Source organism: Paraburkholderia sp. CI2, assembly GCF_014201055.1.
Taxonomy (GTDB): domain Bacteria; phylum Pseudomonadota; class Gammaproteobacteria; order Burkholderiales; family Burkholderiaceae; genus Paraburkholderia; species Paraburkholderia tuberum.
This window is the reverse complement of sequence record NZ_JACHDL010000008.1, coordinates 244246-259760: the sequence shown is the minus strand read 5'-3', so window position 1 is coordinate 259760 and position 15515 is coordinate 244246. Positions and strand designations below refer to the sequence as shown.

The window sequence follows — 15515 nt, the reverse complement described above, 5'->3', positions numbered from 1 at the left end:
TCAAGTCCTGACGTATCCGGCAGCACCCGACCCGGCACCTTCTTTCCGACCTTCTGGAGTCAGTCATGCAAACCCAAGTTGAAACCACCGTGGCAGAAACCACTGAAACCGCATCGCCGCTCGAAACCAGTTTCGGCAACGAGCAGCCCGTCATCACCGTGCCGTATTGCAGCCTGCGGCCCTCGCCACTCAATGCCCGCACCCAACTCCTTTCAGGTATTCCGGGCCTCGCCGCCAACATCCGCGCCAAGGGCCTTTTGCAGAACCTCGTCGTTCACGAAATGAAGGGCGGGCGGGGCAAACAGCGCCGCTATGGTGTCTGCGCGGGCCAGCGCCGCGAGGCCGCGCTCGACCTGCTGTACGAACAGAAGCACATCGCTGGCGACTATCCGGTACCCGTGCGCCTTGTCAGCGAAGGCGAAGCCCTCGCCATTTCGCTGATCGAGAACAGCGAACGTGAAGGACTCGACCCGTTCGACGTGCTGCGCGCGTACCGGATGCTGGCCGAGGAAGGGCGCAGCGTCGATTACATCGCCGCGCTGTTCTCCGCGTCGCCGCTCACCGTCAAGCGCCGTATGAAGCTCGGCAACGTGTCCCCGAAGCTGCTCGCGCTGCTGCGCGAGGATGCGATTACGCTCGACCAGCTTGCGGCCCTCGCACTCGCGGACGATCACGAAACGCAGGAACACATCTGGTTCGACGCGAACGACTGGCAGCGCCAGCCCAACTATCTGCGGCAGGCCATCACGCGTGCCGAGATCGACGCGAGCCGCAGCCGGCTCGTGCGCTTCGTCGGCGTTGCCGCCTATGAAACAGCGGGCGGCTACGTTCGCCGCGATCTGTTCAGCGACGACGAAAACGCAGGCTACATCGCCGACGCCGAACTGTTGCAGAAGCTCGTCGCACAGAAGCTCGACGCCGCCGCCGAGGAAGTGCGCGGCGAAGGATGGGGCTGGATTGAAACGCGTGTCGAGCGCGACTTTCTGGAACAGAACCGTTACGGCAGGCTGCGTCCGGTCCAGCGCCCGTACACCGATGACGAACAACGGCAGATGGACGCGCTCACCGCACAGCAGGACGAACTCGCCGAAAAACTGGAGGCGCTGTCGGAGGATGACGAAAACGCCTACGAGGAAGCCGACCGGCTGAATGACGAGATCGGGCGCGTCAGTGCCGCCCTCATCGTGCTCGAAAGCGTCGCACTCGTATGGGACGAACAGCAGATGGCCGAAGCGGGCGCATTTGTCATCGTCGGACCGCAAGGCGAACTCGTCATCGAGCGCGGCCTCGTGCGCCGCGAGAACGCCGACGCGCTCGAAGCGGCAGGTGCGCATGTCACCGGCACGCCCGAAGCCGAAGCACAAGATGCAGTGTCCGCAACCGCCCCGAAGATCAAACCGGTTCACAGCGCAAAGCTCTGCCAGCGGCTCACCGCGCACCGCACCGCCGCCATGCGTGCGGAACTTGCCACACAGCCCGCCGTGGCGCTCGCCGCACTGCTGCATCGCCTGGTTCCGAAGGCGCTGCCCGAGCATTTCGGGCACACGTGCGCGCGTGACTTCCTTGCCCTGACCGGAACGAACAATCACGACGGACTGTTGCGCGCCGCAGACGACCTGGGCACCAGCCCCGCATGGAGCGCCATCGAGATGCAACGCGCGCGATGGATCGCGGAACTGCCCGCGAAACGGGCCGACCTGCTGCCCTGGCTGGTCCAGCAGGACCCCGGCACGACGCTGCTCGATCTGCTCGCGTTCTGCATCGGCACCCTGCTTGACGGGGTCGCGTGCGAAGAAAGGCCGCATGCGATCAACGCGCTCGCAGGTGCGCTCAATCTCGACATGACCGCGTACTGGACGCCCACCCGCGCCACGTATTTCGACCATGTCAGCAAGGCGCGCATTGCAGAGGTCGTCGCTGCCGCCGTCTCGCCGAAGGCTGCAGCCGACCTCGACAGGATGAAGAAGGCCGACGCTGCAGCCGCCGCCGAACTGCGCCTCGCGAAAGTCGCCTGGGTGCCGGAAATCTTCACCGACCGGGAAATCCCTGCCGCACCCTCATGGGCGAGCCGGGACGACGACGACGACGATGAGGATGAGGATGAGGACGGACCTGACGGTGCGGATACCGGAGCCGATGCGCAAGAAACGCCAGAGGGCGAAGACGCCGACAAGGAACGGGGTGCGGGTCATGGCACGGAACACGTCAATGACACCCCGCCCGATGCACCAGACGCGCCCGTCGCAGCCAGCCCGCAGCCAGCATGGCCTTTCCCGACCGCTGACAGCATAGGCACTGTGAGTACCGGGCAACCCGGCCCGCTCGCAGCGTAACCCCAACCCTCGCCTCGGCAACGGGGCGAGGCACGCGGAGCGGCACCCCGGAGTGGCACCCCAGCACGCCCTGCCCCCTGCGCATCCAGCCCGAACCGGAGAGTCCGTCATGTTCAACCCTATCCGCATGGTCGTGCTCGCGACCAACGCCGTGGGTTCGCCCGATCTTTTCCTCACTTCCGTCGAAGCAACCGACACGCAGTACCAGCATGGCCGCCATTACGACATGGCATTGCTGCGCGCCCGCGATGAAGGCGACAGTACCCCGATGATTGCCTTCGACCAGCACGACGCGGCGGCTCGCATGCTCCGCCGCGCCGCCGCGTTCATCGAAGGCGACACCACCGGGGGATAACCCGTGCGGGCAGACGGCCGGAAAAATCGCAGCAGGATGAGCCGCCCGTAGGGCTTCCTGCACGGCAAGCCCTCACTGACGCACTTCGTGATTCATTGCGGCTTGACCGATGGTGATACCGGCGCGGTGTAGCCTGTCCGGGCGGACCGCAAGCCGTCTGTCCGCACCCAATGGTCCCCTGCCCACCACGCTGCCAGGCCGCCCGCGAGAGCCGCCAGCAGCATCACCATCAGTCCGCCAGCCACCAGCCCGTAGCACGCCCTCACGAACCGCCGCACGGCGACCCGCTCGAATGACGCGAGCGCTGCGTCGAGCCGTCGCCGCTGTTCACGGGCCGCGACCGCCGTCGCCGCCACAAGCCGGTTCCCGGCAACACGCGCAATCCGGTTCGCCGCCCGCTGGGTGAGCGTAGCAAGCGCCTCATCGTTCAACTGCGCAAGCGCCGCCCGGTAGCGCGCCTCGTGCTCGGCGGTGATCTTCTCCGCCAGAGTGATCGTTTCCTTGCAGCGTGCAAGCGCGTCGCGATGCTGCGCCATGAGCGCCTGCGTCGCCGCGTGCGCTTCGGCGCGCGCCGCATCAATGCCGCCCGCGCCCGCCTGCCGGATGCGCTCAGGCATCGCTTCGTAGAGGCGCACGTAGTATTCGAGCACCGCCAGCACCGACCACAATGCATCGTTGTCACGCAGGTTCAGCGCCGCCGACACGCGGCGCATGCGCAGCAGGCTTGCGTCGTCCAGTGGCTCGCCGCTCACTTCGAGAAACAGCCGCGCGAGCGGATCAGCCGGGCGCGGGTGCCGCTCCCGCCGCGTACGCCGCTCAAGCATCGCCGGTCACCTGCGCGAACATCACGTCATAGCACGATCGCCAGCGCAGCAGTTCCGCGCGCTGCCCGATGGGCAGCGTCTCAACCGCCTTGCGGACCGACAGCCGCTGGCTGCGCAGGTCATCTGCAACGCGGTCGGCCAGTTCCGGAAAATCCAGCGACCTGCCCCTCGCCTCGATAGTTTTGCGCAGCTTCGAATCGCGATACAGCACGAAGCGTTCAGCCGCACCGTACAGGCCGTTGCGCACAACATGCACGGTCGCGTCCGGGAACGTTTCGCTGAACTGCCGCAGCAGTTCAAGACTGTCGCGCTGCCGGTTGATGACCCAGAACACGACGAGGCGCCGTCCGAGTTCATCGAGCGTACTGCCCAGTGTCGCGCCGTATCGTGTGACTCCACCCTGATTGCGTGCCGCCGTGCTGACCACCACGACCGCATCGCGATGCCCGTCGCAGTAGTTCACCATGTCGATCCAGCCACCCGCCGTGTCCAGATCGAATGATGCGCAATCGATTTCGTCGTGCACCGCGCGCATCACGTCCGGGTTCGACGTATCGTTTTCCACCAGCACGGTATTCACGCCCCGGCGTTGCAGGTGATCCACAAGCGCCAGCGCCACTACGCTCTTGCCCACGCCGCCCTTGCCGCCGCCAACGAGATAGATGGGATTGACTGTCGTGTCGGCTGTTGCGTCCATCGCGACCTCCCTACAGATCGTCGGTATCGGGCCGGATCGCAAATCCGAGCGTGCCCTGCACCGGCATGGGTTGCCTGGTTACGGTCTTTCCCCCGCCCTTGCGGACCTGATCCTTGCGCGGCGGCGCATCAGGTTGACGCACCGCTGCGCCGCCCGCCTGCCGTGCCGTACGCGCGCCCGACGACGGGCGTGTGCCATTTCCGGCACCGCTGCCCTTCCCGGCTGCTCGCAGCGCGTAGCGGATCGTTCCCGCCGTGATGTCGATGCCGTGCGGTTTCGCCTGCTCCGCGATCTGCTCCAGTGTGTAGCCCTTCGCCTGCGCCGCGCGTACACGTGCGCGCATGTCTTTCATCGCATCGCGCACCGTGACCCCATGTTCAGCCTCGGGCTTCTCAGGTAGCGCATCAAGTGCGCCGGCGAACGCCTCCCATTGCGACTTTGTATAGACCCTCGCGACAGGCATAAGTCACCCTCCTGCGCACAACGTTACGAACCACCTTCACACCATCCTGCGCACAGCACGCACACGCGTCAACCACCTTTTTTTTGCATGGCAAGGACACATGCGAACAGCTGGGAAGCGACGGGAACCCGTGAGAACAACGCACTTTTTTGCGCCTGTCGTACGCGCGCGACACACCCTCGGTTACACATCCCGGTTTACTCCTGACACGCATGCTGTTCGACCAGCATCGTCCCCGCTTACGCACGGACGTCGACCAACAACACGCAGCGTATGCACATCGGACAGGGGAAGCTCAGGACGCGCGCAAAGCGGAGCGAACCGGACATCAATGCGCCCGTCACGCGCACAGTCTGCGACACCGTCAGTGGATCTGATACGCACACAGCCGTGCCATCCCTGAACACGTTACGCGCGTGTCCATTCGCAAGACATGCACGCAACAGCACGCATGCCTTACGCACCAGATCGACAACTGAACGGGAGAGCATCACGCACGGCTTACGCATCCTTTGACGCACAGGCATACGCATGCCGTTTACTCCGGAGGGGAGACCTCTACGCAACGCCCTTGCTCACCCCCATTCGCATATGATGGTGCAGGGCCTGAACAGACGTTTACGCGGCGACGGAAACCTCAACGCAAAACGTTTACGCTGGGCGACAAAATGCGCACTGAAAACATGGTATTGCAGGATAGGCTTGCGCCGGTTTTGGGCGCCCAGGGGGCCAACGCTTGAATTCCAGAGGGTCGTCCGCGCTGCCTCCACATCGTCATCGTGGTCGTACGCGTCGTTTTCGTCGCCGACGCACTGAACTGGATGCCCAACACTGAGCCTACGCAGAACACGACAATAGGATATGGAATGAAGCTCTGACATCAATCAAAATTTTGCTCATTCCTTTTATGTTAAATCCGCTTCTACAAAAACATCTGAGCCGAGTTCCCACGGGCAGTCTTTTTCCCGTGGCCGTCCAGTATGCGTCGAGGCCATGTGGGGTGCCGCATGCGGGTCTCGCCAAGTAGTTGGGTCAAGGCGCGGTGACGAGCATCCAAGTGGATGGACTGCTGACAGACATGCTCTTGTCGCTTGATCTGTGAGGCAACACGGACGCCGTCGAGTCGTGCACCGCAGACTGGTTGCGTCAACATCCATACTGACAAGCCTGACGTGGCACGCGCCGCGCAGCACCGCTCCGAGCCGATTCCCACTTTGCAATAGCCGGCCCGTATGGCCCTTGCGCCTTGCTTGCGCTGTTGATGCGCTGACCGACGAACGTCATCCTGGAACGGTATCGGCCCTGTAATTGTGCGATAGCGCGGTTGTCGCGGACGTCAAAAACTGCTTCGACTCTGGCATTGCCAGGCGTGAACAATCGATCGCAATCGCTCAGACAGCGTTGCCCACAACGCTGTCTGCAATTTGCGCGTCCTGAACGGCTACCCCCGTCAGGTCCGCAACGGTAATCTGCTCGCCTTGAGAATCGTCACGTCCGCGTTTCCCGCTTGCAAGCAAGGTTCCGAGCTCGATCAACCGCTCCTCCTGAATCAGTCCGGTGGATAACGCGTGAGAGACCTCACCGTACTTGCTACATTGCGCGATCGAATCGACCACAATGACGCCTGCGCGCCCGACGATCCAGGCGTCCAATTCCTGTTTGCCAGGACCATCCGCACCAACAGCAGTGATATGGGTGCCGTCCTGAACCCATTGGGATTTCAGCAACGCCTCGCGCGATGGCGTAGCGGTCACAATCAGATTTGAATTGATTGCAACGCCTTCTGCGGACTCGTAGGCATGAACCGAGAACCCGAATACCGACATGTCGTCTGCAAAACGCAGCCGCCGCTCGGCATTCGGTTCCCAGACATGCACGTCGCGGCACGATGTTACCGCGCGCAGATATTCCAACTGTAGCCGCGCCTGCACACCCGTGCCGATGATGCCGATCCCGTGAACCTCGCGCGGAGCGAGCGCGCGTGCAACTAGTTGGCCTGCGATTGCAGTGCGCACGCAGGTCAGCCAGCCTTCGTCCTGCAGCAACGCGACAGGCGCACCGGTCTTTGCCGAGAAGAGCATGACCAGCCCGTCGTTGCTGGGTAATCCCGCTGCGGGGTTGTTGTAAAAGCCGGACGACACCTTCACCGCGAACGTAGCGGCCCCGTCGACGTACGCTGACTTGATGCAGCATTCGCCGTTGCTCGACTCGAACCGGAAGTTCTGAATCGGCGGCACCTGGGCCGTTTTGCGGGAATAGGCGATAAGGCCCTGCTCGACCATGCGTACCGCCCGTTCCATGTCGAAGCGCGCCACGATTTCGTCTTTCGTCCAGATTTTCACTTCACGGCCTCGATGAATTTGTTCAGCATGATGTTCCGGCCGCACAACACGACCGCTACCGCGCGCCCTTGATAGCGTGGCGCGAGCCTGAGCAGCGACGCCAGCGCTACGCCCGCGGCGCCTTCCACCATGAAGCGCTCGGTCTGCGCGAGCAGTTTCATCGCGGCCTTGATTTCCTCTTCGGTCACGAGGTCGGTATCGGAAATGACCTGCCGGCCGATGCCGAACGTAATCGAATCCGGTTCGATGCCACCCGCCGTGCCGTCGGAAATCGTGTCGTACTCTTCGACCTCGATGATTTCTCCCGCTTTCAGCGAGCTATACAGTGCCGTCGAGTTGGCCGGCCAGCAACCGACCACCGCCGTCTGCGGGCTTAAGTGCCGGATTGCTGTCCCTACGCCCGAAATCAGACCGCCGCCGCCGACCGACGCGAACACGGCGGCCAGTTCGACGCCGGCCGCACGCGCCTGTTCGTGCATCTCGATACCGATCGTGCCTTGCCCCGCGATGACGTCGATATCGTTATAGGGCGACACGAACGTCATGCCCTTGAGCTTCGCCTGCCGGCCTGCTTCAAGCTCGACCGCAAGGGAGGTGTCGTCAATCGTGACGACCTCGGCGCCAAGCGCCCGGATCGCGTCGAGCTTGATCGCCGATGCGGAGCTGGTAGCGTAGACCGTGACGGGGACGCCGGCGAGTTTGCCCGCGAGTGCCACACCCTGACCATGGTTGCCGCTCGACACCGTCAACACGCCATTGCGCCGGGACGCCTCGGCGAGCAGACGCAACTTGTTCGTCGCGCCGCGAAATTTGAACGAGCCCGTCAGTTGCAGATGCTCGCACTTCAGATACACGTCACAACCGGTCAGCTTCGACAGCATCGGACTGTATGAAAGCGGTGTAATCGCAACCTGTTGGCGAATGGCGCGATGCGCGTCGTCGATCCGCTGGAATAAATCGTGTGTCACCCGTTACCTCTCAAATCTTTCAGATGGTTGAAAACAGTGGCGCGCCCCATCGACAGCACCTTCGCCACATAATTCGCCGCGCTTTTTCCTTTGAAGGCACCCTCTTCGTAGAGCGCCTCGACGAGCACACGCTTATGCTCGCGCGTGAGCATAGACAGTGTGAGCTTGCGTTCCTGCAACCAGTGATTGAGAAACACGTTCACCCGGTCCTGCCAGTCGTCGTGAAAAAGCTTCTCCGGCTGCGGCTGAAGCACCGCGCTCGAGACCAGCAACTCAAGCGCCTGCCTGGCCTGTTCGAGCGCCGCGAGATGGAAGTTGATACACATCACACCGATCGGCTCGCCCGCTTCGGTGCGGACCACAACGCTGGTCGAACGGACCCTGCGGCCGTCCCAGCCGAGCTTCTCGTAGGGACCGATGACCGTCTCCCGTTCGTCGAACTCAATGTCGTCGAGCGCCGAGTCGTCTCCCAGTTCGCGCTTGGACTGGTTGTTCGCTACGTACACGACAGTCTGCGTTGCGAGGTCATGTAGAACGACTTCCGTGTACGGCGGAAACAGCATCGCGATGCCGTCAGCCACCGCGCAGTACGGCGCCAACGGTCCCAGCGAAGTCTGCCGGCGGCGGGTCCGACCGGCTCCAGTTTTTGCGGCAGGCTTCACCTGCTTTGAGGCATGGGTGGAGCCGTTGGCGGAAGTGTTTGCTCTGGTCATGTGTTTGCCTGCACGGTGCGGAACGCACGCAGCACGCCGCATGTGCGGCCTAGCGCGCGGTAAGGTCCACAGTGAAATACTTCTTCAGAAGCTGTTGGTAGGTGCCGTTGCGCTTCAGTTCCGCGAAAGCGCCGTTGAGCGCGTCAAGCAGTTCGTGATCGCCCTTGCGCACACCAATACCAACACCGGTTCCGATGATTTTCGCATCATTGACCGAGGGCCCGGCAAATGCGAAGCCCTTGCCGTTCGCCTGGTTCAGGAAGCCGAGACTGGCGGCCGTCGCATCGACGAAGGTGGCATCGATACGGCCCGCCACCAGGTCGTCGTACGCAAGGTCCTGCGTCTGGTAAGACTGCACGTCCACATTTTTCGGCGCCCACATCTGAATCGCGTACTGCTCCTGGATTGAGCCTTGCAGCACCCCGACCTTGTGGCCGGCCAACGATTCCGCACTCGGCAGCAACGCGCTTCCTTTCTTCGCCACCAGCTGGGCGGGCGTCAGATAGAGCGGGACTGTGAAGTCCACCTGCTCGGCGCGCTTTGCATTGATGTTCATCGCGGAATCGATCGCGTCGAACTTCCGCGCTTTCAGGGCCGGGATGAGACCGTCGAACGAATTTTCGACCCACACACATTTCGCCTTCAGCTGCGCGCAAAGCGCATTGCCAAGGTCGATATCAAAACCTTGGAGCTGCCCGTGCGCCGTTTTGGATTCAAACGGGGGATAAGCGGCTTCGACGCCGAACCGGATAGTCGCCAGATTCTTTACCTGCGCCGGAATCGGAAACGCGCTCGCCAACAATGCAAAAGCGGCTATCGCACGTAATGCCTGCTGCTTCATGATCAACCTCACTCTTTCTGTGGAGGACCCCAAAATATTTTGGTATCGGCTTCGGCCGCATCTCAGGACAGTCGGCGCGAAGTAAGCGACGGCTCATCGCGCGGCCGGCAAGTGTTGTAGAATCTGTACCCGTTGGTATAGACTAGACTTTAGTGTATAAAAAGTCAAACACCTTTGATCAGAGGTGTTCGACTCGCCGGGCGGGATTTACAGGGATCGTCAGCGAATACGTCCGTGCCGCTCGTTGTCAGTCGTACCGTCAATCTGGACTTTTTGTCTATTTTTTGAGGCATAGGCAGCGCGCCGCGCGCAGGCCAATCACCCACACTGGGATGGAGGTTCTATGGGGCGGCTTAACATCAACTGGGAGCGCGACGGTCGTCAAGTCGCCTACCTCGAGCTGCCAAGCTCGACCAACACGAGCGCTTGGCAAAACTTGCGAATACCGGTTTTCTATTTCAGACGTGGCGATGGACCCAGAACGCTCCTGATTGGCGGTAGCCACGGCGACGAGTACGAAAGTCAGGTGGCATTGTCAAAGCTTGCGCACACCCTCGACCCGCACACACTGATCGGTTCGATTCTCGTCATCCCGTCGCTGAACCTGCCTGCGGCGCTTGCGGGAGCGCGCCTGTCCCCAATCGACGGAGGCAATCTCAATCGTGAGTTTCCTGGTGACGCGCGAGGGTCTGTCACGCAGCGTATGGCTCACTTCGTTAGCCATGAACTGGTGCCGCGTGTCGACAGCGTGGTCGACCTGCATTCGGGTGGACGCACCCTCCGGTTTCATCCCTGCACCTTCGTTCACGCACAGGCAGACCCGGCGCGCACGGCGGCCTTCCTCGCCGCGGCCAGGAGCTTTGGGGCGCCACTGACCGTCATCCTTCGGGAAGACCATGCGGACGTCATGCTGGACGACGTCGTGGAGCGCGCGGGAAAGTTAATGTTAGCAAGTGAGCTTGGTGGAAGTGCCCTGGTGACACGGGATACTGTCCGCCTCACATCTGAAGGCCTGCGGCAGCTTCTACAGCATCTAGGGCATATAAGTGGCGCGCAATCGCAGCCTACAACCGTAGCGCCCTCAAGGGTGGTCTGCGTGCCAGGGCCGGAATACTATCTGCATGCAGATGACACCGCACTGTTCGAGCCCGTACTGGAGCTCGGAGAAGCCGTTCAGGAGGGTGCTGTCGTCGGGTTTTATCACTACATCGACCGGGTGGACCGTGCGCCTGTTCCACTGTACGCCCCGCGGAGTGGCCTGCTGTTGTGCGTCAATGGACAGGCATTGGTCCATCGCGACGACGCGGTCGCCGTAATCGCGGTCGACTATGAGGGCTAACCGTCTTGCCTAGCGCCCTGTTTTTTTATGTTGCATTCCGATCTTTATGGGAAGCTCTTTCTTGCCGCGGCGCTCTTTCTGTCGGGGAGCGTAGCATGCGCCTTATCCGGTTCGCATGGCCCCATGTTTCTCGATCGTTAAAGAGTTTTGCACAAAGGCAAACAGCTTTCAGCGCACACGCCGTCAGGAAGTCTATGTGTCTACGGAGCGAAAGCAAAACATATCCCGATTGACATGGAAGTCATATCACTTCTGCGCCGGTCAACGTCCGCATAAGCAACATCGCCTTCAGGCGGTTGATCGGCCTTTTCAGTCAGCCGGCAGCGGGCAAAGGTGCGTCCGGTCCGCTTGCGCCTGCGGTTCTTCGTCGGGGCAGAACCCTGCATCAAAAAAACTCAACCCTTTTAAATAAGACAAGTCGTCGCTGTACGCGATCCGATACAACCCAATCAGGCAATGTCCGCAAGCGCAGCAGCAATATCGGCATCGCGTGCCGAGACCATCAGATCATCGCCTGACGCCAAACTTGGAACTTCGGTACGATAAGCCGCCTGTCGCACGAACACACATTCCTATGAACGAAATGACAATGGATTGGGGCGATGTCCGCGTGTTTCTCGCGATCGCCCGTTGCGGCACACTCGGCGCCGCCGCGCGCCAACTGGGACAGACCCAGCCCACCATGGGGCGCCGGCTGCGTGCGCTCGAAAACGCGGTCGGTCAGGCGCTGTTCCAGCGCACCGCCGACGGCTTCGTACTGACCGACGAAGGCACTGCTGTGTTGAGTTTTGCGGAGCGAATGGAGGAAGAAGCGCTCGCGTTCACACGTTCGCTCGCAGGGACCACGCAGCAGTTGACGGGGTCGCTGCGCGTGTCGTCTTCGGACTGGTTCGGCATTCATGTGCTCACCCCTGTGTTCGCCGCGTTTCTCTCGCGGCATCCGCAGCTCTCGATCGAGTTAATCACCGATTCGCGGCGCTACAGTCTTTCACGCCGTGAAGCGGATCTCGTGTTTCGCATCACGCCGTTCGACGAACCCGACGTCATCCAGCGAAAGATCATGGATTTGAACTACGCGTTGTACGGGCACGTCGACCTGGTTGCGCCGCAGGCCGGCGATGGCGCAGGGCAGTCGCTCATCACGATGGACAGCGCCTTTGAGGCCTTGCCCGATGTGACGTGGATCCGCCGCATGCTGCCGAATGCGCGGGTCGCGTACGCCAGCAACAATCGTGGCGTCCAGGCGCGCATGTGCGCCGAGAGCGGCGGCTTCGCGGTCCTGCCGTGCGCGCTTGGCGACAACACGCCCGGCCTTCGGCGCATCGACCTCGGCGAAACGCCGCCGGGCCGCCAGGTCTGGCTCGGCTACCATCGCGACCTTCGGCGGCTTGGGCGGTTGCGGGCGCTGATCGACGTTGTCGTCGACAAACTCGCCAACGCGTAATTGACATCTGGCCGCCGCTGAAATCATTCACGGTTGCCGACCCGCGCGACCAGCGTCACTCGATATCGACGACGATTTTGCCGCGCGTGCTGCGATCGGTGATTGCGTTGTACCCTTGCTCAGCCGAGCGAAGATCGAAGCGGCGTGGATCGAGCCGTGGCGTCAATTGACCCGCCTCGGCGAGGCGCGTCGCCTCGCCAAGCATCTCGCCGTGATGCGCCCGATTCTCGCCGGTCAACAGCGCATGCAGGGTGAACACTCCGGAGTAGGTCGCCTCGCGAAACGACAGCGGCGCGAGTGCATGGGTACCCCAGCCGAGCGCGCTGACGACATGGCCGAAATGCTTGACCGCCGCGAACGATGCATCGAGCGTCGCTCCGCCGACCGTGTCGGCGACCAGATCGAAACCCGCGCCGCCCGTATGCTGCGCGACGTATTGCTCGACGTTCTGCGCGGCGTAATCGATCGGCGTGGCGTCTAGGCGCGTGAGCTCGTCGTGATCGCGCGAACTCGCCGTGGCGAACACCCGCGCCCCGAGCGCCCGCGCCAGTTGCACCGACACGTGACCCACGCCACCCGCACCGCCCTGCACAAGCACGGTCTGACCGGCCTGAAGCTTCGCCCGATCCACGATCCCCATGTAGGCGGTGATGAACGCCAACGGCAACGCGGCGGCTTCGCGCATCGACAGATTGGAGGGCTTCAGTGCAAGCAGATCTGCGTCGACCACGGCATATTGTGCGAGCGAACCCTGGATGCCGCCGACGCCGCCCGTCATGCCGTAGACCCCGTCGCCCGCTTTAAAGCGGGTCACGCCCGCGCCCACCGTCTCAACCACACCGGCCATGTCGATGCCGAGCACCAGCGGCAGCGGATGTTTTGCATGGGCGGCGCCGCCTGCGCGGATTTTTGTGTCGAGCGGATTCAGACCGGCTGCCGCGATGCGCACCAGCACCTGGCCGGGCAATGGCTCGGGGCGCGCCAGGGCGGTGAGTTCGAGCGGTCCGTTGTACTGAGAGAGAACGAGGGCTTGCATAGTCATGGTGAACGCTCCTTGCAAATACCGGTAAAGGGAAAAAGCAGACAAAGCGAATGATGAGCTATGCAGTTGAGATTGACCATTTACAAAATGGCATATCATTCATGCATTAATGAATGGCGCCAACGTACGGAGCGCTGCCCTTACCGATGCGCCTTTTGACCATAGGCCGCACAGGATCGATGTGGTAGTGTCCCTGCACAGCCTGCGAGGCGACGCACACCTCGCGGTTCTGGCCAATCGGGATAAGTTGACGCGTCAATCTCCCGACCCAATGCTCCTGCTTCCGACGTTGGCGTAGTCGTACTGCTTATGCAGATGGTCCACATAGTCCAATGCATTCCTGTAAAGCACATCTTCGGGAATGGGGTGATTGGCACCGTGCATCACAAACGTTGGTAACGGTCGCGCCTTTATGAACCGAATCGTTTGCTCGAGCGGCCGGAGTAATTCATCCAACGTATAGCCAAGGCGGCCATTCTTCTGATAGGCGTCAGCGGGACTGCCGGTCGACACAGCAAGTCCGATCTCTTTCCCTGCTAATCTGTTACCGCCTGGACCGTAAGCCCAGCCATACAGAAACACATCGTCAATCCATTTTTTCAGTAACGGCGGAACACTGTACCAGTAGACAGGAAACTGCAAGATGATTCTGTCGTGTCGTGCCAATAACACCTGTTCGCGCGTCACATCGATATTCCAGTCTGGATAAGCGTGATAGATGTTCTGCAAGGTGATTGTTTCCGGCCGCTTGTGAAGCTCTGCGGCCCACACCGCGTTAACCTGCGAGCTTTCAATGTTCGGATGAGCCAGAACCACTAATGTGCGCATTCGCCAATTCCTCAAAGAAATCTTAAACAGTGTTCCGGCCGGCTAAAGCGCCGGTCACACTGAAAGGTAGACGGAGCCTCCTAAGCTCGCCAGTCAAACGATGTGAATTATCGTGACGTCCATGTGGGAATCCCATCCAGTGTTTGCTCGGAGCCCAGCCTAAGAACACCCGGGAGACCGGTGAGGTTTCTAAATAATCCGCTACTGGTAAAATCTGTCTCAGACCGCTGTGTGCGAAGCAGGATGCGGGAAGACCGAATGCTATCTTTCCGTGCTCAAATGCCTCGAGCGCGACAATTGACTGTGTGAATTGGAGGTTAGAGATGGGTGTGTACGGCGACCAGATTGGCAGTCATTTTCGTGTGCAAAAACCGCGAACGCTAATAAGCCGTGGTCTAAGCCATGCGACTATCGCAGTCACGGAGTTGCGCTGCGATGCGCCCGATCACGGCATGACAACGCCGATTGCACCGGAAGACGCGTTCGTCGTCGGATTGCAGTTGCGCGACTATTCCGGCGACCTCTGGCTTGACGGAAAGTCCGCGAAGGTTAAACCCATCCATCGCGGACAGATTGCAGTCTACGATCTCAAGGTCGACACACAAGCCTATCTACGGACGCCCTTTCACTGCCTTCAGTTCTACCTGCCGGGACATGGACTGACCAGCCTTGCGGAGCAGAACGGCGCAAGCTTTAATCGCGACCTGAACTGCGCGCTCGGCGTGACGCTGGAGGACCCAATCTGGATGCAGATTGCACAATTGATGATGCCGGCGCTGGAGGCACCCGAACAGGCAAATCCACTCTTCCTCGATCACCTCTCCCTGGCTTTGGCGGCACATTTCGCCGGCAAGTATGGCGGCATGCATACGAGCGACCGACTCGTGCGCGGCGGCCTCGCACCCTGGCAGTTGCGTCTGACCAAAGAAATGATCGCGGACAGGCTCGACGGAAATGTCTCGTTATCGGAAATGGCGCAGGCGTGCGGTTTGACGCCCACCTACTTTGCTCGGGCATTCAAGCAAAGCACGGGATTACCGCCGCACCGTTGGCTGCTTACGCAACGTCTTGAGAAAGCCCGATCTCTGATGGTGAGCTCCGCAATGACGCTTCTCGAGATTGCCTTTGCGTGCGGCTTTGCCGACCAGAGCCATTTCGCTCGTGTGTTCACCCGCTATTATGGAGTGACGCCGAGCGTCTGGCGCCGGTCTCACCACGGTCGCGAGTTGAAGATAATGCACTGACGAAAAGGTTGTTTTTACCAAAAAGTCACCACTTTCGGCAACCACAGTAGAACATTTACGAAACCTACAAGAGGGATAAGAA

General features: G+C 61.3%; 14 protein-coding genes. 5 read left to right on the top strand and 9 right to left on the bottom strand.

The genetic code is table 11. The annotated features are described in order from the left end of the window. Positions 1-65 precede the first annotated feature (65 nt). Both HDG32_RS14460 and HDG32_RS14455 read left to right on the top strand, forming a co-directional pair. Positions 66-2333: a ParB/RepB/Spo0J family partition protein gene (locus tag HDG32_RS14460; protein WP_184067989.1), complete on the top strand. Its 2268-nt coding sequence runs from the start codon at positions 66-68 to the stop codon at positions 2331-2333. 109 nt (positions 2334-2442) lie between these two features. Further along, positions 2443-2688, top strand: a complete 246-nt coding sequence (locus tag HDG32_RS14455) for a hypothetical protein (RefSeq protein ID WP_184067986.1) — start codon at positions 2443-2445, stop codon at positions 2686-2688. Between the two features lie 92 nt (positions 2689-2780). Here the strand turns inward: HDG32_RS14455 and HDG32_RS14450 are convergent, their stop codons facing one another. From HDG32_RS14450 to HDG32_RS14420, 7 genes are all read right to left on the bottom strand, one after another. Beyond that, positions 2781-3512, bottom strand: a complete 732-nt coding sequence (locus HDG32_RS14450) for a hypothetical protein (protein ID WP_184067983.1) — start codon at positions 3510-3512, stop codon at positions 2781-2783. Continuing rightward, positions 3505-4209 (bottom strand): P-loop NTPase, encoded by a 705-nt coding sequence (locus tag HDG32_RS14445; RefSeq protein ID WP_184067980.1) that lies wholly within the window; start codon positions 4207-4209, stop codon positions 3505-3507. Before HDG32_RS14445 ends, HDG32_RS14450 begins: the two co-directional genes overlap by 8 nt. A 10-nt stretch (positions 4210-4219) precedes the next feature. Continuing rightward, complete coding sequence (locus tag HDG32_RS14440) at positions 4220-4672, bottom strand: hypothetical protein (protein ID WP_184067977.1); 453 nt, start codon at positions 4670-4672, stop codon at positions 4220-4222. A gap of 1391 nt (positions 4673-6063) precedes the next feature. Further along, complete coding sequence (locus tag HDG32_RS14435) at positions 6064-7014, bottom strand: ornithine cyclodeaminase family protein (RefSeq protein WP_184067974.1); 951 nt, start codon at positions 7012-7014, stop codon at positions 6064-6066. Then, positions 7011-7982 (bottom strand): threonine/serine dehydratase, encoded by a 972-nt coding sequence (locus tag HDG32_RS14430; protein WP_184067972.1) that lies wholly within the window; start codon positions 7980-7982, stop codon positions 7011-7013. The genes HDG32_RS14435 and HDG32_RS14430 overlap by 4 nt, the downstream gene beginning before the upstream one ends. Beyond that, on the bottom strand, positions 7979-8695 hold the full coding sequence (locus HDG32_RS14425) for a transcriptional regulator (RefSeq protein WP_184067969.1): 717 nt from the start codon (positions 8693-8695) through the stop codon (positions 7979-7981). The genes HDG32_RS14430 and HDG32_RS14425 overlap by 4 nt, the downstream gene beginning before the upstream one ends. Positions 8696-8744: 49 nt before the next feature. Next, complete coding sequence (locus tag HDG32_RS14420) at positions 8745-9548, bottom strand: ABC transporter substrate-binding protein (protein ID WP_409340032.1); 804 nt, start codon at positions 9546-9548, stop codon at positions 8745-8747. 331 nt (positions 9549-9879) lie between these two features. Here HDG32_RS14420 and HDG32_RS14415 point away from each other — a divergent pair, with 331 nt between their 5' ends. Together HDG32_RS14415 and HDG32_RS14410 are read left to right on the top strand one after the other, a co-directional pair. After that, positions 9880-10875 (top strand): succinylglutamate desuccinylase/aspartoacylase family protein, encoded by a 996-nt coding sequence (locus tag HDG32_RS14415; RefSeq protein WP_184067964.1) that lies wholly within the window; start codon positions 9880-9882, stop codon positions 10873-10875. A 574-nt stretch (positions 10876-11449) separates the two neighbouring features. Further along, positions 11450-12319: a LysR family transcriptional regulator gene (locus tag HDG32_RS14410; RefSeq protein ID WP_184067961.1), complete on the top strand. Its 870-nt coding sequence runs from the start codon at positions 11450-11452 to the stop codon at positions 12317-12319. Positions 12320-12374: 55 nt separating this feature from the next. Here HDG32_RS14410 and HDG32_RS14405 read toward each other — a convergent pair whose 3' ends face one another. Both HDG32_RS14405 and HDG32_RS14400 read right to left on the bottom strand, forming a co-directional pair. Next, positions 12375-13361: a zinc-dependent alcohol dehydrogenase family protein gene (locus HDG32_RS14405; RefSeq protein WP_184067958.1), complete on the bottom strand. Its 987-nt coding sequence runs from the start codon at positions 13359-13361 to the stop codon at positions 12375-12377. Positions 13362-13616: 255 nt separating this feature from the next. Beyond that, positions 13617-14189 (bottom strand): NAD(P)H-dependent oxidoreductase, encoded by a 573-nt coding sequence (locus tag HDG32_RS14400; protein ID WP_184067955.1) that lies wholly within the window; start codon positions 14187-14189, stop codon positions 13617-13619. Between the two features lie 452 nt (positions 14190-14641). Here HDG32_RS14400 and HDG32_RS14395 point away from each other — a divergent pair, with 452 nt between their 5' ends. After that, the gene (locus HDG32_RS14395; RefSeq protein ID WP_184067952.1) at positions 14642-15433 is read left to right on the top strand and encodes a helix-turn-helix domain-containing protein; all 792 of its coding nucleotides are present in this window, start codon (positions 14642-14644) and stop codon (positions 15431-15433) included. The last annotated feature ends 82 nt before the right edge of the window (positions 15434-15515 follow it).

Coding starts and splice junctions, on each gene's coding strand:
- HDG32_RS14450 (WP_184067983.1), bottom strand. CDS start 3,512: ATGCTTGAGCGGCGTACGCGGCGGGAGCGGCACCCGCGCCCGGCTGAT.
- HDG32_RS14400 (WP_184067955.1), bottom strand. CDS start 14,189: ATGCGCACATTAGTGGTTCTGGCTCATCCGAACATTGAAAGCTCGCAG.
- HDG32_RS14440 (WP_184067977.1), bottom strand. CDS start 4,672: ATGCCTGTCGCGAGGGTCTATACAAAGTCGCAATGGGAGGCGTTCGCC.
- HDG32_RS14410 (WP_184067961.1), top strand. CDS start 11,450: ATGAACGAAATGACAATGGATTGGGGCGATGTCCGCGTGTTTCTCGCG.
- HDG32_RS14405 (WP_184067958.1), bottom strand. CDS start 13,361: ATGACTATGCAAGCCCTCGTTCTCTCTCAGTACAACGGACCGCTCGAA.
- HDG32_RS14445 (WP_184067980.1), bottom strand. CDS start 4,209: ATGGACGCAACAGCCGACACGACAGTCAATCCCATCTATCTCGTTGGC.
- HDG32_RS14460 (WP_184067989.1), top strand. CDS start 66: ATGCAAACCCAAGTTGAAACCACCGTGGCAGAAACCACTGAAACCGCA.
- HDG32_RS14415 (WP_184067964.1), top strand. CDS start 9,880: ATGGGGCGGCTTAACATCAACTGGGAGCGCGACGGTCGTCAAGTCGCC.
- HDG32_RS14455 (WP_184067986.1), top strand. CDS start 2,443: ATGTTCAACCCTATCCGCATGGTCGTGCTCGCGACCAACGCCGTGGGT.
- HDG32_RS14425 (WP_184067969.1), bottom strand. CDS start 8,695: ATGACCAGAGCAAACACTTCCGCCAACGGCTCCACCCATGCCTCAAAG.
- HDG32_RS14395 (WP_184067952.1), top strand. CDS start 14,642: ATGACAACGCCGATTGCACCGGAAGACGCGTTCGTCGTCGGATTGCAG.